This is a genomic window from Aquabacter sediminis (assembly GCF_028863665.1).
Lineage (GTDB): Bacteria > Pseudomonadota > Alphaproteobacteria > Rhizobiales > Xanthobacteraceae > L1I39.
The window spans coordinates 604,377-625,943 of sequence record NZ_JARBFX010000001.1; the positions used below are offsets into that span (position 1 = coordinate 604,377).

Annotated in this window: 22 protein-coding genes; 12 read left to right on the forward strand and 10 right to left on the reverse strand. The window is 62.9% G+C overall.

Annotation, left to right across the window (positions count from 1 at the left end; all coding sequences use genetic code 11):
• The first annotated feature begins 145 nt into the window (after positions 1-145).
• The gene (locus tag PV781_RS02780; RefSeq protein WP_274774160.1) at positions 146-2,857 is read left to right on the forward strand and encodes a caspase family protein; all 2,712 of its coding nucleotides are present in this window, start codon (positions 146-148) and stop codon (positions 2,855-2,857) included.
• A gap of 3 nt (positions 2,858-2,860) precedes the next feature.
• On the opposite strand, the gene PV781_RS02785 is transcribed toward PV781_RS02780, so the two are convergent.
• Both PV781_RS02785 and PV781_RS02790 read right to left on the reverse strand, forming a co-directional pair.
• A complete protein-coding gene (locus PV781_RS02785; RefSeq protein WP_274774090.1) occupies positions 2,861-3,421 on the reverse strand; it encodes a hypothetical protein in 561 nt (186 codons plus the stop codon).
• A gap of 33 nt (positions 3,422-3,454) precedes the next feature.
• Positions 3,455-3,922, reverse strand: coding sequence for a hypothetical protein (locus PV781_RS02790; RefSeq protein WP_274774091.1), 468 nt, complete (start codon positions 3,920-3,922; stop codon positions 3,455-3,457).
• 175 nt (positions 3,923-4,097) lie between these two features.
• On the opposite strand from PV781_RS02790, the gene PV781_RS02795 reads away from it, so the two are divergent.
• Positions 4,098-5,003 carry a hypothetical protein gene (locus tag PV781_RS02795; RefSeq protein WP_274774092.1) on the forward strand — a complete coding sequence of 302 codons (906 nt, stop codon included), beginning with the start codon at positions 4,098-4,100 and terminating at the stop codon, positions 5,001-5,003.
• 9 nt (positions 5,004-5,012) lie between these two features.
• Here the strand turns inward: PV781_RS02795 and PV781_RS02800 are convergent, their stop codons facing one another.
• From PV781_RS02800 to PV781_RS02810, 3 genes are all read right to left on the reverse strand, one after another.
• On the reverse strand, positions 5,013-5,447 hold the full coding sequence (locus PV781_RS02800) for a hypothetical protein (RefSeq protein WP_274774093.1): 435 nt from the start codon (positions 5,445-5,447) through the stop codon (positions 5,013-5,015).
• 88 nt (positions 5,448-5,535) lie between these two features.
• Positions 5,536-7,848 (reverse strand): hypothetical protein, encoded by a 2,313-nt coding sequence (locus PV781_RS02805; protein WP_274774094.1) that lies wholly within the window; start codon positions 7,846-7,848, stop codon positions 5,536-5,538.
• Positions 7,838-8,272, reverse strand: coding sequence for a hypothetical protein (locus PV781_RS02810; RefSeq protein WP_274774095.1), 435 nt, complete (start codon positions 8,270-8,272; stop codon positions 7,838-7,840). The genes PV781_RS02805 and PV781_RS02810 overlap by 11 nt, the downstream gene beginning before the upstream one ends.
• 205 nt (positions 8,273-8,477) lie before the next feature.
• Between PV781_RS02810 and PV781_RS02815 the strand changes: the two genes are divergently transcribed.
• The 5 genes from PV781_RS02815 to PV781_RS24100 all read left to right on the forward strand — a co-directional run bounded on the left by PV781_RS02815 (position 8,478) and on the right by PV781_RS24100 (position 10,806).
• On the forward strand, positions 8,478-8,738 hold the full coding sequence (locus tag PV781_RS02815; RefSeq protein ID WP_274774096.1) for a hypothetical protein: 261 nt from the start codon (positions 8,478-8,480) through the stop codon (positions 8,736-8,738).
• Positions 8,739-8,876: 138 nt separating this feature from the next.
• Complete coding sequence (locus PV781_RS02820; RefSeq protein WP_274774097.1) at positions 8,877-9,233, forward strand: hypothetical protein; 357 nt, start codon at positions 8,877-8,879, stop codon at positions 9,231-9,233.
• Positions 9,234-9,383: 150 nt separating this feature from the next.
• A complete protein-coding gene (locus PV781_RS24095; RefSeq protein ID WP_425532351.1) occupies positions 9,384-9,806 on the forward strand; it encodes a DUF4189 domain-containing protein in 423 nt (140 codons plus the stop codon).
• Between the two features lie 113 nt (positions 9,807-9,919).
• Positions 9,920-10,348 (forward strand): hypothetical protein, encoded by a 429-nt coding sequence (locus tag PV781_RS02825; protein ID WP_274774098.1) that lies wholly within the window; start codon positions 9,920-9,922, stop codon positions 10,346-10,348.
• A 149-nt stretch (positions 10,349-10,497) separates the two neighbouring features.
• Positions 10,498-10,806, forward strand: coding sequence for a peptidoglycan DD-metalloendopeptidase family protein (locus PV781_RS24100; protein WP_425532352.1), 309 nt, complete (start codon positions 10,498-10,500; stop codon positions 10,804-10,806).
• Between the two features lie 323 nt (positions 10,807-11,129).
• Here PV781_RS24100 and PV781_RS02830 read toward each other — a convergent pair whose 3' ends face one another.
• The gene (locus tag PV781_RS02830; protein WP_274774099.1) at positions 11,130-11,957 is read right to left on the reverse strand and encodes a hypothetical protein; all 828 of its coding nucleotides are present in this window, start codon (positions 11,955-11,957) and stop codon (positions 11,130-11,132) included.
• A 671-nt stretch (positions 11,958-12,628) separates the two neighbouring features.
• Between PV781_RS02830 and PV781_RS02835 the strand changes: the two genes are divergently transcribed.
• Both PV781_RS02835 and PV781_RS02840 read left to right on the forward strand, forming a co-directional pair.
• A complete protein-coding gene (locus PV781_RS02835; RefSeq protein WP_274774100.1) occupies positions 12,629-13,081 on the forward strand; it encodes a GNAT family N-acetyltransferase in 453 nt (150 codons plus the stop codon).
• Positions 13,082-13,083: 2 nt separating this feature from the next.
• Positions 13,084-14,193, forward strand: a complete 1,110-nt coding sequence (locus PV781_RS02840) for a tail fiber domain-containing protein (RefSeq protein WP_274774101.1) — start codon at positions 13,084-13,086, stop codon at positions 14,191-14,193.
• Positions 14,194-14,291: 98 nt separating this feature from the next.
• Here the strand turns inward: PV781_RS02840 and PV781_RS02845 are convergent, their stop codons facing one another.
• From PV781_RS02845 to PV781_RS02855, 3 genes are all read right to left on the reverse strand, one after another.
• Positions 14,292-15,677 carry a HEPN domain-containing protein gene (locus PV781_RS02845; RefSeq protein WP_274774102.1) on the reverse strand — a complete coding sequence of 462 codons (1,386 nt, stop codon included), beginning with the start codon at positions 15,675-15,677 and terminating at the stop codon, positions 14,292-14,294.
• 140 nt (positions 15,678-15,817) lie between these two features.
• Positions 15,818-17,161 (reverse strand): helix-turn-helix domain-containing protein, encoded by a 1,344-nt coding sequence (locus PV781_RS02850; RefSeq protein WP_274774103.1) that lies wholly within the window; start codon positions 17,159-17,161, stop codon positions 15,818-15,820.
• Positions 17,162-17,187: 26 nt separating this feature from the next.
• The gene (locus tag PV781_RS02855) at positions 17,188-17,718 is read right to left on the reverse strand and encodes an ImmA/IrrE family metallo-endopeptidase (protein ID WP_274774104.1); all 531 of its coding nucleotides are present in this window, start codon (positions 17,716-17,718) and stop codon (positions 17,188-17,190) included.
• 826 nt (positions 17,719-18,544) lie between these two features.
• Between PV781_RS02855 and PV781_RS02860 the strand changes: the two genes are divergently transcribed.
• Entirely contained in the window at positions 18,545-18,790 is a 246-nt protein-coding gene (locus PV781_RS02860; protein ID WP_274774105.1) for a DUF5818 domain-containing protein, read from the forward strand.
• 184 nt (positions 18,791-18,974) lie between these two features.
• Here the strand turns inward: PV781_RS02860 and PV781_RS02865 are convergent, their stop codons facing one another.
• The gene (locus tag PV781_RS02865; RefSeq protein ID WP_274774106.1) at positions 18,975-20,000 is read right to left on the reverse strand and encodes a virulence RhuM family protein; all 1,026 of its coding nucleotides are present in this window, start codon (positions 19,998-20,000) and stop codon (positions 18,975-18,977) included.
• Between the two features lie 477 nt (positions 20,001-20,477).
• On the opposite strand from PV781_RS02865, the gene PV781_RS02875 reads away from it, so the two are divergent.
• Positions 20,478-20,867 (forward strand): hypothetical protein, encoded by a 390-nt coding sequence (locus tag PV781_RS02875; RefSeq protein WP_274774108.1) that lies wholly within the window; start codon positions 20,478-20,480, stop codon positions 20,865-20,867.
• A 171-nt stretch (positions 20,868-21,038) separates the two neighbouring features.
• Positions 21,039-21,530: a helix-turn-helix domain-containing protein gene (locus PV781_RS02880; RefSeq protein WP_274774109.1), complete on the forward strand. Its 492-nt coding sequence runs from the start codon at positions 21,039-21,041 to the stop codon at positions 21,528-21,530.
• Positions 21,531-21,567: the final 37 nt, after the last annotated feature.

Genomic DNA, 21,567 nt, shown 5'->3' on the forward strand with positions numbered 1-21,567 from the left:
CTGAATGCAGTATCTATGGTTTGACGCCCCCGACAGCGCCCCTACGAACGGCGGCACGCGTGCGCCCGGCGCGACGCAGGCGGGAGCGGCGATAGGGGATGGTCCAATTCAGCCTCAGGCGGCCCCCGACGCCCGCTTGGCGCTGGTGATCGGAAATGGACGCTACCATCGTCAGCCATTGGCAAATCCGGTACGCGATGCCGAAGAAATCACCTGGGGCCTGGAAGGGCTCGGCTTCACGGTGCGCCTTCTGAAGAATGCGGACCTCGCCCATATGCAGGAGGCGATCATCGCTTTCGCCGACGACGTGGACGCGGCTGGACCGTCTGCTGTCGCTTTCGTCTATTATGCGGGGCACGGCCTCCAGGCCGACGGTGTCAATTTCCTGATCCCCGTCGGCGCGGACATCTCGTCCGCCCGCCATCTTTCCGTACGGGCGGTGCCACTTGACACGATCGCCCGGGAGCTCGGCCGCTGCGCCCACAAGGCAACCGTCATCGTCCTTGATGCGTGCCGCAACACCTATGTGGGGGACCTGGCGGACGCGGTCTCGGCGACCGAAGGGCTCGCCGCGGCCAAGCTGCCCCGTCCCTCCGAGCTTATCTATTCCACCGCCGCCATGGCTTCTGCGCAGGATGGCTGGGGCGGGCACAGCCCGTTCGCCATCGCTTTGACGGAGGAACTGCCGCAGCTGCTGAAACCCGGCACGCGGATTCAGGATGTGTTCGACACGGTGGCGGCGAAGGTGGCGCTGTGGACCGGAAATACCCAGACCGTCGCCCTCTATCGCGAAGGCCTGCTGCCGCCTTTTACCCTGACCGCGGAGGACGAGGCGCGGCTACAGGATTGGAGCAAGCGGCCCTACCGCCTCAGCCGCCGGCAAATCCTGCTGAGGACTCTTGCCGGCGCGGCGGCGGCCGTGATGCTGGGGGCCGTGGCGCTGTGGTTCTCGCTCTATCCGGAGACGCGGACCGGCCTGCTGCTGCGGGCGAACCTGCTCGATCCAGCCCTGTATGACTTCACCTGTGCCCCGCCATGGGACGGGCCGGCCGACAAATATGGCCTGACACGGCGCGACTGGTGCCTGGAACTGGACGATGAAGGCAACATCGAGAAGGTACGGAACGCGGGCAAGTGGAGCGTCGTGGAGGCGGGTTTCCGGGACGGAGATCCCAAGGCCCTTGCCCTGAAGGCCGTGGAGGCGAACCTTGAAGCCTCGAAGGTCCAAGGCGCGGAGCGCCAGCACCTGATGGCGCAAGCGCGCAGCCTCGGCGGGCGGGCGGGCACCACGGATCTGCCGCGCGGACAATTGCTCGCCTGGACCCTCGGGGATCGTCTCGCGGACCTGAACGTCAATTTTGCCGATATGGTGCGCGACCTCGAATCCGCCGGCGCCAAGGGGGTGCTGGCGGCGAAGATCGTCGCACGCATCATCGCCCGGCAGTTCAACTCCACACGGCCGGGTCGGGTGCCGGCGGCGAGCGATGACGGCGTGGAGGCGGCACTGCGGGAAGCGGACCTGTCCGATCCCAGCGGGAAGACGGCCTATGGTGCTGCGGCCGCCTATCGGGGCGGCGGCGGATTGCTGACGGGCATCGAAGACCTGGCGCGCTACCGGGCATGGCTGCGCAAGGCGGCCTTCGCCGGCGTCCCGGCGGCAGCGGACGAACTGCTGACGCAGGCGGCCTCTGATCCCGAGCTCCAGCTTTCGGATGCCGAGCGCCTTCAGCTCATGACCATTGCTGCGAAGGATGACGGAACGCCCGGACTCTATTGGAAGGCGCGGTTGCAGATGCAGTCGGACGGGCGGGGCGATCCCGCAGGGCCGCCGTCGCCACGCGCCCTCGACCTCCTGTCCCAGGCCGCCGCCCAGGGCTTTCCGCCGGCGGTGGCGGACATGGCGCGCTATTATCTCTCCGACCGGGGTGGTCCGGGACCGGACTCGGAGGCGGCCATCTCGCTGCTGCGCCGTCTGAGCGCCGATGGCGATCCCCGCGCGACCCTCACCCTTGCGCACCTCTTTGCCTTCGGGAGGGGATCTGCCACGGATGCGGCGCACATCAAGCCCGACCTGGAGGAGGCTTTGAAGCTGCTGAAGACTCCGCAGCTGGCGAACGATCCGGTGGCCCTGGATCTGCGCGCGCAGATCCTGCGCTATGGTCCCGCCGCGACTCGCGACCCCTCCGGCGCGGTCGCGCTCTGGCAGATCGTGGAGCAGCGGCTTCCCTTCCCGCAAATCTCACAGAGGGCCGGCTTTGAGCTGAGCCGCGCCTGGACCGAGGCGAAGCTGGAGGCAGGCGCGGCGCCCGCTTTCACCTTTCTGAACGGTGACGCCGATGCGCCGGTGCATGTGACCGCGCTCCTCGCCGCCGACTGCGCCGACTGCCGGTTGTTCCTCAACAACACGTTGCGCCCCTTGCTGCGCGCGTTTCCCGAACGGGCGAAGGTCCGCTTCGAGATCCGCCCCATCTGGCGCGATGGAGACGATGGGACCTTCCAGGCCGCGCAGGTGGCCGCCTGCGCGGCGGATCCGGAGGTACGGTTTCGGATCTTTGGCTTCCTTCTCAGTGGCATGGAGGACTGGCTTCACCTCTCTGCCACAGCGGATCGGCTCGCCGCCTTCTCGCGCCTCATCGATCCCATCAAGGGGCGCCCGGACGACCTGCAGGCCTGCATCGCCAACTCCTCCGTTCGCGCCGCCCTGCTGCGCCAGCGCAATGCAGCCGTGCGGGATTTCGGCCCGGCTCTGCCGCAGGTCTATGTATCCGGCACGCTGGGCGACCCGGGCTCTCCGGCACAGATCGACGACCTGATCACCGGGGAGTTGAAGGCCTTCGACGCCTTTGCCGCGAAGTGATGCTCAGCCCGGCGGCACCTCGGAGCATGCGGGCCGGCGCAGCGTCGCATAGCGCCCGAGCCCGGCGACAAGCGGGATTTCACCGACACTGCGGGTCCACGTCCCATCCTTCAGAACGAGAGAGACGGTGTAGACCGCGCCCACCGGCTGCCAGTCGCTCCATTTGCCCCGAGTCCCATCCTTGCCCACCGAGATCTGGCGGCCCGCCGCCGCGCTGTAGGTCAGCACGCCCTTCCATTCGATGCCGTTGCGGCGGTCCATGTCGGAGGTCGCTTCCCGCCCATCCAGGCGCACATCGGAATACATGACGTAGATGGTGTGGCCGGACGATCGTGCTGCGGGCGCCGGGGAAAGGCTCTGGGTGAAGCCGCCAGCTGGCGGCGGCGCCACGTCGATGGCCACCACATAGTCCGATCCACACTTGGCGCGAAACGTCTCGAACGCGGCATTGGCCTGCTGCCGGGCCTCCTCCTTGGGGGAGGCCGCCGACAAGGGCGGGAGGAAGAAGCACCCGAGACCGAAAGCAAAGGTCAAGGCGGTGGCGAGATGCGGGATCATTTTCACGGCGATGGTCCTTTCCACGTTCGAGTTTCGATCTCAGCCCTTCAGGACGGCGAGATATTTGTTCCAGAAGGCGAGGAGCGGTCCGGTGAGATTGAACCGCTGGAGCGCCTGGCAGTCGTACCGCGTGAGCAGGGCGGCGGTGTCGGAGGCGCCATTGTCCAGCTCGCTCACCACCATCACCTGCATGGCGGCCGCGAGTTCGTCCTTGACCTTCTCCGCCCGGTAGGCCTGGTCCAGCCGGTCCAGGGCGGCGCTGTCCGTGGCCGAGAGAACGCCGCACGCACGGTGCACGCTGCGCGTCATGCCGATGATGTAAGCAAGGTTGCTCTTCTGAATGATGGCCGGCCGGCCCACGATCTCGTCCTCCAGCTTGCCGCTGGTGATGGCGACGATCATCTGGCGGTTCTTGACGACGATCTTCTTCCCGGCGTCTTCCGCCTGGGCGCCGGTGCCCGAAACCAGGACGAGGGCGGCGAAAGCTGCGGCGGCGAAGGTCTTCATGGCTTCATCTCCCGGTGCGGTGGATCCGCGGCGGATCCGATGGGAGAGGTGTACCGGCGCCTTCGCCTGGACGGCATTGCGGGGCGTTGCGCGATGTTGCAGGCGGTCCGTTGGCTGGACATGGCCGCGCGTTCGTCGCACTTTTGCGCCGGTTTCAATGCGAGCCGGTCAGACCATGGCGACCATACCCAACCTGTACCTGAAATGGCGGCTGTTCCGGGAACTGATCGGCGTGCCGCAATCCGACGCGCAGATCGGCTCCGTCATCTTCGGCGAGGGGCGCGACGGGGCGCAGAAATTCTCCAAGCTGCTGTATGGGGATTATGGCTGCTCGGCCGAGATCGCCGACGTGCTGGCGGATTTCATCAACCGGCGCCTGGACCTCTCGCGCAAGAGCCGGGGTCTTGCACCGCTTGGCACGGAGGGGCTTTCGCCCGCCGACCTGTCCGGCAACGTGTACGATTTTGCGCGCAGGATCGCCGAGGCAGGCGCGGTGACGGACGCCACAGCCCTCGACCGCGCGCAGGACGCCCTGCTCCAGGAGATCACCCCTGCGCCGGCCTCAACCAGCATGCCCCGCCTGGTGGTGGAGCAGTATGCGATGGGCCGGTTCTTCGAGCCGTTCGTGTCGTCGGACGATGAGGGCCCCGTGGTGTTCGTGCCCGGCAAGCATAAGGGCCGCCTCGCTGTCGTCGGCATCGATCGCGAACCCGCCATGGCCTACACCTTCCTGGTCCGCGATCCGCGCCCGGCCGGGCAGCGCAGCTGGGATCTCACGTGGGGAGAAACCCTGCGCTGGATGCCGGCGCCATCCCAGCCGCGTCTGGAGGACGGAACCCTGCCGCTCATGGCGGATGCCTTCCCCGTCTTGCCGGTGAAGGGGCGCTTCATCGCCACCTCCATCCTCGTGTGGGACCCCGCCATCCAGCCGCTGCTGGACCCGCGCGGCGCCAATCCCGCGCCCGCCGGTCTGACCGAGGAGGAAACGAGTCGCTTCCTCACCAATCTCCGGCGCCTGCAAAAGCGCCGCCCGGACAGTCTCACCGCTTGGGGCGCGGAATATTCCGTCGAGGTCCCGTGAGCGGGCCGATCATTTGACGTACCTATTGATGTCCCGCACATAATCGACCAGCAATTCCCGGGCGTTCTTCACCCCGGAATTGCTGTCCGAGCAGCCGTAAATTTCCGAGAAGGCCTTGCCATCAAGCATGCCGGGCCGGATCTGCGTGGCGACAATCTGCTGCTTTGTGGGATCGTTCACGAGCCGGTTCATGCGCTCGCCGAAGGCGTCCTCCTCGGCCTTTGTGAGGCCCGGACAACGCAGGAAGAAGGACGTGGCGAAGCCGAGGAGATAGTCGGCGCGCCGGTTGCTCTCCTCCGGCGTTATTCCGCTGAGGTCACCCGCAACCCCCATGGTGAGGCGCATCACCATGCGCAGATCCTGGAAATTGCCCTTGACCTCCTGGGCCTGCACGCCCGATGCGGCGGCGAGCAGCAGCAGTGTGGCGGGAATGATGCGCTTCATGGGACGATCTCCGTTCGTGTGACGTGACACTCGCGGCTCCGTGCTTTTGCAGCCATTGCCGCCCGTTGCCGGCGCTTGCTTCGCAAACCTAATGGAGCCACCGGCGTCTGCGCTGCTGAGACGCGGTCTTGGACACCAACCATGGCTCCAGGCGTCCATTACGGGCGACATAATCAACATTCGGCGCGATGCCGTCCTGCCCCACGAGACCACAAACCCATTGCCCGCTGCGCTCATCCCGCGCAACCAGCAAGGCATACTTATCGCCTCTGACGCGCCCATGCCGGGCCACCACCACGGACATCCTGCCACCTTGGGCCTGGACCGAACCCTTGCCGGCGCCGATGGCGACGCCCGCACCGCCGCATACCGCGACACCCGCGGCCATCACCACCGAAACCCCTCTGAGTCCGGTGGCGGTCGCCGAACCGCCGTCCCGGCTTGCGACGGCGACGCCGCGCGGCCCGGCAACAGCCTGCCCGCCTGTGATACCCCCGTGAATGCCGACCTCGTCGCCGGGGACCAATCTGCTCCAGGCGATACTACTGTAGTGATCCGAAACAGCGCGGCCGCTTTCGCAGATGGCAACGCCCTTCACGTACGCGTACGCCACACCGTGCCCGAAGGCACAAGCCATGCCCCCCCATGCCGCATGCGCTTCTCCACCGCAGATGGCCCAGCCGTACTCTCGCGCGATGGCAAGGGAGGGTTGCGCCCCAATGGCCCGGTCCCCCCGCAACACAACGACGTCCGGCTTATCGAGGGGAGGGCGTTCCGTTTCGTCCACCATCTCGGGAGGCTTGGGGACCTCCACGAAGCCGACCGGAATTCGGGCGGTTTCGCCCCGTTTAGCCAACGCCACGCGAGATCCCCATTGCGGGTCCTTGCCAAGGGCACAGAGGACGGCGAGCGCGCCGCGCAAGGTGCCACGGTAGAGCGTCGTACCCGAGCGGAATGCGACGACACCGCCCTGTTCCTGGCACACCTCGTGGGCGCCCTCCACCCGGACAAGCGCGCACGGCGCGCCAGGTTGCAAGCCGGCGTCTCCCTGGCCCCAGGGCGCGCCGAGCCACCAGCCGCCATCGGTGCGCCCCGCCTTCAGGTCGGCATCCGGAATGGCGCGGGTGAGGACGACAAGGTCCGCCTCTCCGATTGCTTCCTTGAGAATGAATGCTTCGGAATCATGGGAGAACGCCTCGTCCCACCAGGGACGTTGCGTGCCGAAGAAGGGGAAGTCCTTCGTCTCTACGGAGGGCTTTGGGCTGTCATCCGGCGGTAAATACTCCGTCTCAAGCTCGTCAACGCTATCGAAATAGCTGCGCGTGAGATCCGGGATAAGGCGAAAACCGCGCTCGGTATATTCGTAAACCGCGCCGGCGCGGACCTCTTCGGACTCTGTCGAAATGGACCTGGCGCCCCTCCATTGGCCCGCGAAGCGCTCCCGGAAGATCAGGGTGGCATTTCGCCCGAGCCATATAAGTGTGCCGGGCTCAAGCGGAGGGCGATGGATCGCGAGAGCGTCATCGCTCACGACGACAGTCTTGACGGGCATGATCGCCACCCCAATCCCCTCCGGCCCGACGAACATCTGGCCGCCAACCTGCAAGACCACCACCGATCCGCGGCCCCCTTTGACGGCACATTCGGCCTCCTGGGCTATGGCAACCCCGCTGTCCCCAACCTCTGCCATGCCGCCGCTGTCCCCAACCTCTGCCATGCCGCCGCTGCCAGCCCGCCTGACCGCCACGCCCCCATTTCCTGCTTTAGCGACACCGCCATCTCCCGCAACGGCAAGCCCATGGGACCCGGCCAGCGCGGTACCTCGTTCCCCCGCCATCGCCACGCCGAACGCACCGCATTCGGCGCTTCCATAGCGTCCCGCCTCGGCAAATCCCTCGTCCCCCGCCATGGCGACCCCGTAATCACCAGTCCGGGCCACCCCCGTCTTGTCCTGCAGGCTGCGCAGGGGCGACGATGCGGCGGCGCCTGATGTCATGGTTGTGAAGACATCAAGGGCGGTGCGCCGGTCGCCGCGATAGACCACGAAGCCGGAGCGGAAACGAACGATCCGCTCCGAAAGGGTCCCATCCTTGATGAGATCGAGCTTGGCATGATCATCCACATCCAGCTCGATCACCGCCCACAAAGGGCAGGTGAGATGAGCGAGGTAGGCCGGCCCGGACGCCTCAAGAAGTCCAGTCAGCCAGACCGGAACGGTCCCCTTGGCCGGCACAACCTCGAACCGGCCGAAGGGCGGGATCCGGAGCCACCACCCCTGGGTCACGCCGCACAGCACGTAAAAGGGGAATGTCTTTAATTCGGGCACGGAAACCTCCAGGCAAGACGATCGGACAGAGGCACGCGCATAATACTGGCTGAAAGGCTGATACTCACCTGTCATGGCCCTCCCGTGCAAAGATGGAAGTGATGGACGCAATGGCGGCGCTGACCTCCTCGCTCTCCCTGCCGCGAGAGGAGAGCCGCATGGCGGCCTCGGTGCCGGTCCGCCGAGAGGCGCGCAGCGTCTTCGCACGCACCTCGACGAAGCCGGGCCGTGCGAGCGCATCGTCCGCCCAGGCCAGGGTGGAGCGCATGCGCGTTTCCACATCGGCCGGGAAAAGCCGCCAGGCCTTCTGAAGCCCGAGCCCCAGTTCTGCGGCATAGACAAGAGGCGCAAGCGCATCGAGATGCGCCGAGAGCGGCGCGGCTGGCAGGCGCGGCCGCACGATGAGCGCGGCCGGCAGGGACGGTTTGCTGTCGGCGTTCGCCGTGTTGTAAGCTCCCGACAGGATAAGAAAAGACAGGATCAGGCGACGGGAGAACATGTTCGGCCTCGCGTTGACGATGCCGCTCTTCTCCCTGCCACCGGCCAAAGCCGATATTGCGCGACCTTACCTTTTCTTGATGCCTCTCCCCGCCAGCCTTCATCCGCAACACGGCGCAACGGCGCGCAATAGTGCGACGAAGGGCACTTGAGCCATTCCTGTCTCCAGCAAACAGCGCATCCCGCGTCGATACAGGAGACACACCATGATCCGCTCCGACACCCTTTTCCGCCTCGGCGTCGTTGCCCTCCTTGTGGGATCGGCCGCCTGGCTCCGGTGGGAGCCGCAAGAAAAGGCCCACGTAACGTCGGAGAGCGTCGTCGGGCGCACGCTCCAGGGGCAGTCCGCGCCGGACACCGCACTGAAGACACCGGACACCATCGGCGGAGGGCTCGGGAACCGCTACCTCAACGACTTCCTGGTGAAGGGGGCGGGTGGCGCGGAGGCGGCCAAGCCGGCGCAGTGACGCCCCCGCGGAATAGAAACCAGACAGAAGCCATCGCACAGGGCTCGCCGACGCCTTGAGCAGCTCAATGTCATCCCCGCCGCCAGGCACGCACGCACGGCTATGGCGGCTGCGCCGGCCGTTTGACCGAGGGATCCAATGTCGATCACCGGACCAGGAAATCGAAGTCTCAACCGATTGATCGCCCAATCCGGACTTGCAGTGTGCCTCCTTTGCGCGACGACAGCGGCCCAGAGCACAGTGCTGCGCCTCGACGGCGCGGGAGGCTTTTCCTGCCGCGTCCTGGATTCTCCCTCAAAGGCGCGCCTGGCCAATGGACGCGCGGCGCTACAATGGAGCCTCGGCTACCTCACCGGCCGTGTCCAGTCGGGCACCGGACAGTCTCATCGACGTTTCACCGGCCCGGACGGCATCGCCGCCGAGATCATCGCCTATTGCCGAGCGCATCCCGAGCGACAGATCGCCGATGCGGCGGCGGAGTACTTCGAGCCCTGACGACCTCTCGTCCGGCGGCTCGGGTTTCAGGATTTCACAGGGGGATTGTCCGCGATGTCCATGATCACCCGGTTTCATATCGCTGGTGCGGCTGCTGCCGTAGCGGTGCTCCTGTCCCTTCCAGCGGCCGCCCAGAACACTCACTGCGCGATGACGTGCAACAGCACCGACAACGAATGCTACCGGTCCTGTGCCGGACCGAATTACGCGCCCAGGCCCGGTGGCACTTATGCGCCTGGTAGCGATACCGGGCGTTCCGGAGGCGGATATGGAGCCATCGCGGTCTCCGACAGCGACAAGGGCGCCCTGAGCTGGGGAAAATCTTACGGCTATAACTCTCGCTCCCGCGCAGAGGCCGTAGCGGTGCAATTTTGTAAGGCCGAGGGACTTCCGGGCTGCAAGGTGAGGGTCTGGTTCTCCAACGCTTGCGCCGCCCTCGTGACGACGGGCGATGGCAACTGGTGGGCGTATTGGCGCGGTTCGCTCGCGGCCGCACGGAGTGCGGCACTCGCGGAGTGCCAGCATGACGCTAAGGGCCGCTGCATGGTGAGGGAGGCGTTCTGCTCACAGTAAAGCTGGAGCGCGGTCGCGTAAGCCATCGCAACGCCTGGCAATTCCTTAACCCCGGTCCGCTTGGTCAGGCTGGACACGATGCAACCGGCACCTCCATGCAATAGGAACGTTCGATGCGACATCATTCAGCGTATGTCTTGCTCATCGCCTCGACCCTTTTCGTTCCGACTTTGCCGGCCAGCGCCCAGTCCGGCTCGCCGCTCGCCGCCGGCGGCTGCTGGATGGTGTTGCCCAAGGGCGAAAAGCCCGAACGCACCAATGCCGCCGAAATCCTCTGTCTTCAACGGGACGGCTCCGGCCGTGTCCGCGAAAGCCAGTTCTATGGCGACGTCGCTGCCTGTGCCCGCGTGACGTACCGCACGAGCAACGGTCCTACCCTGGTCGGGATCGATTTCAGCGCCTGCACCAATGGCGCACCAAGTCATAACCTGCTCTGCGCGAGCAGCGCCGGACGCAAGCCGGTGCCGTGCCTCCAACGGGTGCCTGGCGACGACGAGCCGGTGGAGATGGAGCTCTACCCGATCGAGGGGGCGGGGTCGTGAGGCCTCTTCTCCTACTCTCTGCCGTGCTGGGCGCGATGCTCGCGCAGCCTGCGTCGGCGGGCGCCTCCGCGTGCCCGGAGGGCGTCGCCCGGCCGCCTCCGGTGACGGCTGCGATCGAGCGCCCTTTCGGGTTTCGCCTGCACCCCGTCATGGGCATCGCGGTCTTCCAGCCGAGCACGGTGTTCCGAACCCGTAGCGGCCAAGTGGTCAGGACCGTGTTGGGCGGCCGGGTCGTGCTGCGCGAAACGAAGCCGGGCATCGGCCGGTTCGTCTGGATCCGGCAGCGGGACGGGAGCGAGCTGCGATATGGGCCGCTGGCACGTGCGCGCGTTGTCGTCGGGCGATGCGTTCTGCCAGGCGCCCTCCTTGGGAGGACGACCACGTCCACGTTCACACTCGCTTTGCGGCGGAACGGCGCGTGGATCGATCCCGCGCCCTTGTTCAAAGACGGCCGATGACTGACGAAGAACGGCCGACGATCATGCGCCGGCCTTTTTGCTGACCACGGTGAAGGCGTCACGGCGCTAACAAGCGCATCCGACCGGGAATTTCGGCGGAAATCTCGAAGAGGAAGGCGGCAGCTTCGCCTGGTAACAGATGGGGCATCGGGCCGCCAATTGAAGGCGAGGACGCATTCGTAAGTCGCCTGGCGCCATCCGCTGCGCCTGACTGCCGGCTTAGGTGACGTTGGAGAATGGCCGAATCCCAAACCCGGCTCTCGCCGAGACGTCGCCGGTACGGCGCAACGCGAGCTGAGTCGAGAAACGAGGCAGCAGCCGGCTTAAACGAAGCCGACCGGGCCGCCCGGCGTCACGGGCGGCCATTTGAGATCGAAGATCAGGAACATCGCAGTCTGGACGGCATCCGGAAAATCACGAACCGCCCCCCCGGCGGCGGGGCAAGGCAGGTCGCCGATGGCGGGATCGTCGCGCGAGCGCAGCAGGGCGAGACAGCCGAGCAACAGCGTATGGGTCGGCAGAGCCACACCGAGTTCGTAAAGGAGCGTCGCATTTGATCGCGCACGCGCCTGCTCGACCAGCTCGCGCAGCGCCTCGGGCGGCGTCCAGACCTGATCGACCAGCCCTCGTCGCAGCTCCGGATCGCTCCAGTCGAGCTGGGGGGCGAGGGTTAGCAGAAGCAAGCCGGGGGATGAGGCCGGCTCGACGCTTTCCTTCGGCTGGGCGAAATCCGCCCAGCCCAGGCCGAGAATGGGAAACAGTCTCTCCGGCAGTCCGAAGACGGCGGCCCCATGCAAGGCATCCGGAACCCTGCCTAGGGCGACCATATGCAGCGCGCTGAGAAGAAGCTGCGAGGGGCTGAGGCGATGTTGGTAGCAAGCCTCGAGAAACCCTTCAGAGCGTTTCGCGCGCTCACAGAGCGCTAGGAACGAAGCCGGCGCCTTGTCCCAGTCCACGCCGCGCAGGGCCGCCTGCAAGTCCGGGGTTCGCCAATCGAGGGTGGAGGCGAGCGCAACGATGTCCGGCCCGAGGGGCGGATCGTATGGTTCCGGCGGGTAACGGTCGGGCGCCGGCATGCCCGTGGGCCTCGGATGCCTCAGATTCTGGACGATGGTGTGCAGCGGGGCCAACCAGGTGCTCCAAATGCTCATAGCCGCCTCCTTGATTGGCCATCCTGCCGTGCCGGTGCCGATGGGCAATTGCCGAACCTTGCATTGGCTTGTTGGCGTTGGCGTTAGGCCTCGCCAGACGCGCGGCGGCCGGCCTTAATCGCTCTGCTGGTCCGCCCTATCTGGAGGGCCTCAGGGGCTGGCTTGCGGCGGAAGGTGAACCACTACCGTACAGCGCCGGACACGGCCTCGGATATTAATCAGCGATATGTCCGCCTGTCGTTTGAAGTTCCCAAAAGCGGACAGTCTGCCACCGGCCCCACACTTGCCACCCGTTGCAGCCGCAGCGAACTTCAGCTTATGGTGTGACCCCGCCGGACGATCTGCCACTTGATGGGGATGTGAAGCCAATACAAAGCTGCCGCTTTGGGGAAGGGCGCAGTCCAACCTAGCCGTTTCCGGCTCCCCTAGCGCGATCTCGGGCCAAAGCGACGCGATTTTTATACGTCAGCGATAAGGAAGACGCCATCCGACAATGCTTCCCACCAGCCGGCGGGACGGCAAAGAGTCAGCCCCGCTGTGTCGCTGATAATCAGTCCGACGGGATTGCAGCGTGACGCGGAAGGGAGGCGATGCAACAGTGCTGGAAACCTCCGCTTGATCTATATATAGTGGAATGCGATATTTTTTACCACGACATCTGGCTCATCGTTATGGAAAAGGATCGCCCGCCTGCAGAGCATCTGACGCTGGTTTATAACCGGCGCGATGATCTGCTGGCCTGGGCGGCGGAGAAGATGGGGAGCCCGAACATGCAATGGGCTCCGGACACGGCAACCATCGGCGTCGAGCGTGGCGATGCTCTCCGGGCCGTGGCCGCCTACAACATCTTCTCCGGCTCTGGCTGTTGCGCGCACATCGCGACGGACGGGTCTCGCACCTGGGCAAGTCGCGGCATCCTGGCGGCCTTGTTCGCCGATCCGTTCATCCAGTGCGGTCTGGACCGGATCACGCTGCCGATCTCGCGCAAGAACATCCGGTCCCAGATCCTCGCGCTCAAACTTGGTTTCTCGTTCGAGGGGCGGCTCGCCCGCAACCACGATGGCGAGGACGAAATTCTACTCGGCATGCTGCGGGAAGAGTGCCCGTGGCTGCATCGGAGGTGATCATGGGCAAGGGTTCCAGTAGCGCACCGAAGCCGGATCCCATGATCGGCATTGCGGCCATGAAGAGCGCCGAGACCGGCGAGAAGTGGCTGGAGGTTGCGAAGGAGCAATTCGGCATTGCCAATGAGCGGCAGGCCAAGCTCGACGATCTCACCTCGAAGGTCACGACCTCCCAGCTGACGGCCCAGAACAACGCCAACACCTGGGCGGCCGAGGACCGAGACCGCTACAAGACCGTCTTCCAGCCCATGGAAGACGCCTTCATCGACAAGGCCAAGAACTGGGACAGCCCGGAAAAGCAGGCCCAGGCGGCGGCCGAGGCCAAGGGCGACGTGATGACTGCCTCGGCGCAGGCCGAGCAGGCGCGCCAGCGTCAGATGAGCGGCATGGGCATCAACCCCGCCAGCGGGCGCTTCGCGGCGACCGAGCGTTCCGCCGACACCGCCACGGCGCTCGCCTCGGCTGGAGCCCAGAACAACGCCCGCACCACGCTGAAGAACCAGGCCGTCGCCCTCCAGGCCGACGCCGCCAACATGGGGCGCGGCCTGCCCTCGCAGGCGACGCAAGCTCTGGGCCTTGGCGTCCAGACCGGGAATTCCATCGTCGGAAACAATGTTTCGACCAACAGCGCCCGAAACCAAGGTGTCGGCATCCTTCAGTCCGGATACTCGACCGCCATGCAGGGGTATGGCCAGCAGGCCAACATCCTGAACAACCTCTACCAGAACCAGCTATCGGGGTGGAAAGCCGAGCAGAGCCTCGCTTCGAGCAACGCTGCGGGCCTTGGTCAGGCGGCGGGCTCCCTCGCGGGCCTGCTCTTCCAGTCCGACGCCGACGCCAAGGAGGACAAGAAGCCGGCCAAGGGGATGCTCCAGGCCGTGCGCGGCCTGCCGGTGCAGGAATGGAGCTACAAGCCCGGTGAGGGCGATGGCGGGCGCCATATCGGCACCTATGCCCAGGACTTCCAGCGCGAGACCGGCAAGGGCGACGGGCGGTCTATCCCTGTGATCGACGCCATTGGCGTGACCATGGGGGCCATCAAGGAACTGGACAAGAAGGTGGACCGGCTGGCCAAGGGGCGAGGCATTGGGCCTATGCCGAGGGGTGGGTGATGGGCGGGGCGGTGGAGATAGGCCCCTGTGATCACTGGGCACGGCGGATCGGCATTCATGAGCGCCGACAGGGATTATTGCTGAGGGTGCGGCGACATTCAGGTGTCTGGCGCACCGGTATCCGTCATTCGTTTGATCCACTCCGTCGCCCAGCCAATTTGTCTATCGAAAGAGATATCCATATTTTTCTGGCTGTAACTTTTAAATCGCAGCCCCTCCTCCCTGTAAAACAGGAGAATACTAAGTAAAATGGATTGAGCTAGCTGCTCGGCTTCATAGGCGTCAGCCGCTAATCCTGGCTCCAACGGCGAGCGGTCTCCATGCACAAGGCGAGATCGTAAATCGTAAATGACCTTGAGGCGCCGTTTTAATGCTTGTGGGCGATCCCAGTCCATTCGTAATAAAATCGCAGCGCCCCGCTCTGAAAAAATCTCGGAGAGATTGTCGTCGTTCCGGGTGATGAGGATACGCTCCATCGCCGTGACGTATTTAATCAGCCTAGAGGCATCCGAGAGGTCACGGACAGCCTCGCCAAACCATGTCGCGCCATCGAGAAAGCGCTGCGCCAGCGGGGTGGGTTTCGGAAGGTCGTGGCCGATCTCGACCGCGATTCCCATAAGGCGAACGAATTCATCACCACCATCTGCATTGACATGGTCCCACCAACCTTCGTCCAGGCCGTGAGCCTGCCAATCTACGGAGTTCGAGATTTGCGCGCGCCCATCGCCAGCGATACGTATACCGCCCCTTCGGTCCAATCCGAACGGCGGTCCGCCGACACGCATGTGCTTGGAATGGGTCGCACCAAGAAGCACGTGCAGGCAATTCAGAGCGCTTTGAACCATGCGCTCCGCCCTATTTTGAGACGTGGTCGCGTCGCACCCTTGTATTTTAACTTCTGAAATCCACCCGAATGATGCGTAGTACTTCTTTGCTAGCGATATTGCTCTGGAATCCAGGTTCTTTGAGCTTTCAGAGGCCCCCTCACTGGCCTCTTCCAAGAGGGCCGTCAAGGCCGGCTCAATCACTTCAAATGCAAGTTCTTTGCGTTTAAATTGCACCGGACCAATGGAGAAGTAATTTGGGCTTTCGGCGTACCCCAAATGGCAAGGCATAAAATGTGTCAGATCTTCGATATTTTTAGCTGCAGACCTTACTGCAGAACTTACAACTCGCTCGGCCTGCTTTTGATCAAGCCTGCGCCTTTCTCTAAAGAAGCGTTGAACAATGCCCTCTTTCAGATTTTTGACGACAGCGCCGCTCGCGATTCGTCCCGCGTAAACGCTGCGCGAAAGCGCCAAATTGGCGATATCGAGAAGGCGCCGATTAGCCTCGGCGCCGCACATCATGTTTCCGTTGCCAGATGGATGGGGTAGTGAGGAAAAAAGGTCGGCCGTAGGTAGCTTGGATATTTCGTCACGAGATAGGCTAGCCATTCGGGTGCATTCTGAAAATACAAACGCAATGTCGTCTGCGTAGGCCATATGAACTAGCCCCTTGGCTGCCGGGTCCGGCGTCTCACGTAGTGAAATCTCGTCGGGCCGAGCCGATCATGCCACCGTTATGGGTCGGGTCTGACGGGAAAAAGACTTGGCGTAGCTGACTTTCAAGAGGTGCCCGGCGATCATACCAAGTCGTCTATCGCGACGCCAAGGGCTTGAGCCAATCGCTTAATGGTCTGGATACCGCCATCCCTCTTCCCGCTTTCAATCTGCGAAAGGTAGGGCTGCTTAATGCCCGCCCGCTTGGCTAATTCTGCGGTCGACAGTCCCCGATGCTCCCGCCACACCCTTACCGGGCTTTCGCCTGTAAGGATGCGATCTGCCATGGCGGCGGGGAGCAGATCTTCCACGCACGACCCAATGTGCGCTCTAAACTCGCGCGCGCTCAGTGCGTCCACCCTATCTTGCAAGTCATCCTCAACGGAAGTCGCAAGTTTACCTAGGAACGATTTAGATTCATCAAGCGAGCTATCGTCGGGATGCTCTGGATCAACGGCTTCTTCTATCTGGTTGACATTTCCATTGTCGATCGCGAGGTGCTCTTCGAATACTCGCTGATAGCGAATGTAACTTTCCGGCCACCCGCCGCTCCAGGCCGCCTGTCCTTCGCCAAGGCATGGGAGATCGATAGCGGCAGCTTCCATGAATGTTTTAAGAAAATCGCAAAGCGCGTGTGGTTTTATTGTCGTATCGCCGGTGAGAGCAGCCTCTCGGCTCTTTAGTTTCGATTTGATCTCGCTTCTCTCGGTATCAACCGATACAACTGGATATGGCTCGCCGTCTATAACGCCCTTTAGTGCTTCCCTTCCGTGATAGCCGAAAGCATAGGGGAACTTTTTCTTGGTCGCAGCGCGCGCGAGAACATAGGCCAACTGAACGGATGTCGCAAAGCGATCTTCTGAAGCGTTCTTTGCGATGCGAAATCCGGTATCAATGCCCTTTCCGAGGAAATCAAATCGGCTTGGAGTAGTGTCCGCTTCACATTCGAAGTCTTCGGTATTCTCGCTCGGTACGGCAGAGTATCCCGCAGGGCCGGATACTGATTCGGTCATTATAGAAATGCTGATGTTAGGTGCCGGAAAGGCCGCTAGCCATCCTGCGCCCTTGAGTCGCAAGGGTTTTTCTTCTTTTTCGAGGCGCCTGGAGTAGCATTCCAGAGCTTTCAAAAAGGCAGCAACAGACGCTGCAGTGTGCTCTATACTGCTCACTCGGCTACAAAATATAATCTCATCTCCTATAGTCTTCCACACGCGGGGAGTGCTATTTTTATCTGAAATCAGGTCGTCCTCGAAGGCATCTATCATCAAACGATAAGACTTGCCGAGTTCTATTGGAAAATCTTTGTAGAAGGTGCGAAATTCATCGACCCACCGGGGCAAGGGGCTTCCGCTTTGAAGTTCGGAATGCGCCTTACTCGCCTTGAAGGCGGTAGACCCAACCAGGTCAACCGACATAAACAGGCGCATTCTGTATTCGGGGCAGCTCGCCAAGATCAGAGGCCCAGAGTGCGTGCACGTACTTCAGCGGCAACGTGGCTGACGCCAAACTTCGTCGCGGCCGATCCAATGCCATGTTGACGACAGTGGTCTCGGAAGCTCTCTGCAGGCATCAAGAAGGCAGCAGCAAACCAGTTGGCCTCCCATTCGGCTCGCTGCTGATCCGGGTCGCCGGGCTTGATCTTTCTTGTAGCGACCATCGCGCAACCCGGATGATCGCGCTTCACTTTAGGGAAGTGCAGAAATAGATGCCCAAGTTCATGTGCAATGGTGAAGCGGTCTCGTTCGACAGTCGTGACTGTCGGCAGAAAGATCTGGAACTCGCCGTTTGGCTGTACGATTATCGATTCTGGAAGATCGTCGTCCGGGCGAACGTCCTCGTGAAACGAGATCCTGCCACCCATGCGGGACACAAATGCCCACATGTCCTCGCCGATCTCATACTTCACGCGTTTGGCGACGTCCTCGGCAAAGCTGAAAACAGCTGCCTTGCTTGCCCCAAGGGGGCTGGGATGTATGTCGTTCACGCCACCCTCCTTCAGACCCGATTCACCGTTGCGCGTATATATGGATAGTTGCCCATATGTTCCAGCCCTGAGCAAGCGGCAAGGCGGCCAAATGCCTTCAAATTGGTATACGCCAACCGCGCATCCCATCTATCAGGGTTGCTCTCTGGGCAACGCGCTTGGCGAAGGGCGCTGCACCCACATTGGGGATAGGGCAGCGTCAGATGGCCGCCTCCAGCGCCCGCCGAACGGCCTCTGGCTCGCTCGTAATCATCTTCAGTTGGGCCAGCGCTGGCGCATCAGGCTCGCGGCAGCCCTGTTTCCAATCCCTAAGGGTTACCCTGACGCGCTCTCGAGCCAGAGCGGCGTCGCCCCCGGCTGGTCACTTGGCGATGGCTCCAGCTCAGACGTATCTGCTTCGGAGTGCTCACTCCACCGTTATGGGCCGGAGCTGACGCGCGCAAAGTGCAGCGGCATTGCTCGCTTCGCAAGCGGCTTGGGCTGTCCGCGACCGTTGACAGCCGCGCCAGCATTGGCGATTCTACCCGCGCTTGCTTGCGAGCGTGGTTCCTGCACCATCTGAGCGGACTGCGGCCCGAGATCCTCGATCCAGAGCCCCGATGCCCAAAGAAAAGCAGGCCAGGAAGCAGCCCCAGGTTCGCCTGGGGCTTTTCTTTTCCCCCCTTCGTTCAGCTGACCATTGCCGCTTGGGCCTCTGCCGGGCGTCGGCGGCGTGACCACCCCACTTCACCGAAATGAATCGATCCGGCGCGATCGATTCAAAACACTCATTGGACGCCTTGAGCGCTGCGTTGGCACATGCCGATGCACTTCAAGGAGCCTCCAGATGACGGGGCACGGCCACTCTCGCGGCCAGGAGATCGACGCTACGGGCACGCTGGAGCGGGGCGCGCACAGCCCGGTCCTGGTCCTGGATGGCGGAGGACGTTGGCGCCTGGAAGCCTCCTGGCGGGCGCGCAAATGGCTTGGGAAGCGCGTTCGCGTGGTCGGTCGGCGCGTGGAGTTCGATCTGATTGAGGTGGACAGCATCAGCGCTGCGGGCGCATCAGGCTCGCGGAAGCCCTGTTCCTAATCCCGCACCGTTGCCGTGGGGACTTCATAGGCTTGTGCGAATTCCTATTGCGTCATGGCAAGCCTTTTGCGCACCTGCCGAAGGACGTAGCCTCTCTTGAGGTCGGCTTCGGAGGTTGGCGGTTTGTCCGTCTGCGAGAGAGATGAGTGGTCGGCCGATATGATGGTTCTGTGAAGCGGTGACTTTACGGCTTGCCCTTGTGTTTCGGCTTAGGGAGCTTCGCCTCTATTTCCTGCAATTCCTCAAGGTATTCCGCTTCGGCCTCGATGGTTTCCGCTGCCCGGCGGCTGGCGTCGAACTCCGCAAAACGCTGGTGGGCGATCTGCTCCATCTGCGCATGTGAAACCCGGCCGGCATTATTGAGCACATCATGCTCGTTGAACCGAAGGAAATCGTCCGTTCGGCTAATCCAGTCGGCCATGGTCAATTGCTTGCGGCGACGGGCTTGGTTTTCGGCAAAGTCGAGGAACATGGTGACCAGCCGATTCAGATCCTCAATCTCGTCGGCTTTAAGGTAGTTTTTTGCAACAGTGACATCCCCCTTGCGGACGCGGGCGCCCTTCCAACTCTGTACGGCCATGTTCGGCTGGGAGGCATCTGCCCTAGCAACAATCAACTCTGCGGCGGTCTGTCGCGTCACAGCATAAAGCATCTTATTTTGTATGGTCTTGAAGAATGTCTGTGCAGTCTCGGCTTTCCCGTCATAGTCAACGCTGGTCTCGGCAAAGACATCACGCACCTTCTGGTAGAACCTCTTTTCGGAGGCCCGAATGTCGCGAATGCGTTCGATGAGCTCATCGAAATAATCGAACCCGCCCGGTTCCTTCAGCCGCGCGTCGTTGATGATGAATCCTTTGACCAGATATTCCTTGAGGGCTGTGCTAGCCCACTGCCGGAACTGGACGCCGCGCGGGCTTCGCACACGGTAGCCAACGGCGAGGATCATATCCAGATTATAGTGCTTAAGCTGGCGCCGCACCTGCCTTGCGCCTTCGGAACGAACTTGTAAGAAATCCTTACAAGTTGCCTCTTCGGTGAGTTCGGCCTCGTCATAAACCGCCCGAATCAGCTGTGTGATGGCCTGTGGGCTGGCTGAAAACAGCTCGGCAATCTGCGCCTGCGTCAGCCACACCGTACCTTCGATGGCGCGAAGCTGAATTTCGCTGCGGCCGTCTACTGAGTGATAGAGGATAAGCTCACCTTCAGACATTCTGATTCGCCTTCTTGAGCTGCTCAATATAGCTCAGAAACGTCTTCACCTACCGCGGGGGCCAGTGCGCGCAGGCGGCTCGGTCTCTCACAGTAACCGCTGCGGACGACGTGTGAGGGCGGTTTTCGGTCGGCATATCACCGCAGCCGCACCCCCGGCCCCCCGTCTGCCACCTCTCCTTGGCTGAGAAAGGTGATGCCTGCCGCTTCGAGGGCGGAGCGGATTGCAGCGACGGTCCGCTCCTGAGCCGCAAGCGCCCCCGGCTGGGCTTCGAGCCGCTTAATCGACGGAAGAGAGACCTTCGATGCTTCCGCCAAATCCTTCTGCTCCCACCTGATTAAAGCTCGTGCGGCGCGCACCTGCTCACTCGTCAGCATTGTGAATCCCTGAGATCCATTTGATACCTCAGGTATTGACAATGCCTGAGGTCTTTTTTAATTCCTCAGGTATCGCATGGGTCGAGGGGTAGATCAACCAATGCTCACGGATATGGTGAACAGGGCAAGCATCATGCGTCGCGCTTGGTCGCTCTTTCGGCAGTCCATGGCCAGCTACAGCCGGGCCGCTTTCGCGGCTTGCCTGCGTCAGGCTTGGTATGAGGCGAAGAACGCGCCCGTCACGCCAATTTCGGCAATTCGCACAGTAATGGGATGCAGCGAGGGAATAACCCGCGATGAGTTGATCGAGCGGCTGGAAGTCGCTCTTCGTGCAGCGCGTGCAAAAGCAGCTCTCTATAGGCGGGCTGGACGGCCAACCAATTGGAGCGCGGCGAAGTATCGGTCGGCTGACATCTGCCGGGTCGGTCAGCTCGAATACATCCTGAAGCGCGAGATCGCTGCGCGGGATGGAAAGCCGCTTCCCACTTGATCGTGGGCGCTGAGTCTCACGACCGCACCCCGAATTTCAAACTTGCTTTCAGAATGGAGACGGACATGACGACGCGAAACATGAAGGCAGCGGCATCTGTGCAGTGGTTGCGGGTTTTCTCTCTGAGCGCGCCAGCACCAGCGGACGCGACGGCTGAGGAGCGCGAAATGCATGAGCAGCGCAGGGCGCGTCTTGCGGAGGTCACCGCCGGCGGATGAAGTAGTGTCGGAATTAGGGCGCGAACATCACAGCCAGATTACAATAATCGCTGTCGTGGTTGGTCGCGAAAAACGCGACAGGACTGTGTGTGACGAAATTTTTTCTCCGACGGTATTGTACGAACAGTGGCGGATGGTTACCGTTGCGGCCTCGGCGCAGGACGTGCCGACTCACATCGCCTTCGCAAAATTCCGCTGGAGTGGCCACCGTGGCCGCTCGGCAAGGAGCCTTGCTATGCCTGCCCGTTCACAAACCACCCCGGCCGTCCCGCTCGGCGAGCGCGCCGCGCTGGGTATCCGCGAGGCCGCCGAGTACATCGGCATTGGCCGGACCCAGATCTATGCGTTGATCAGCGAAGGACGGCTCGCTTCGCGCAAGATCGGAAGTCGGCGGCTCGTGCTTCGCGAGAGCTGCGACAAGCTCTTGGCCGAAGCAACCGCTTGATTTCGAAAAGCAAAAGGCCGTCGCCTGGACCGCGACG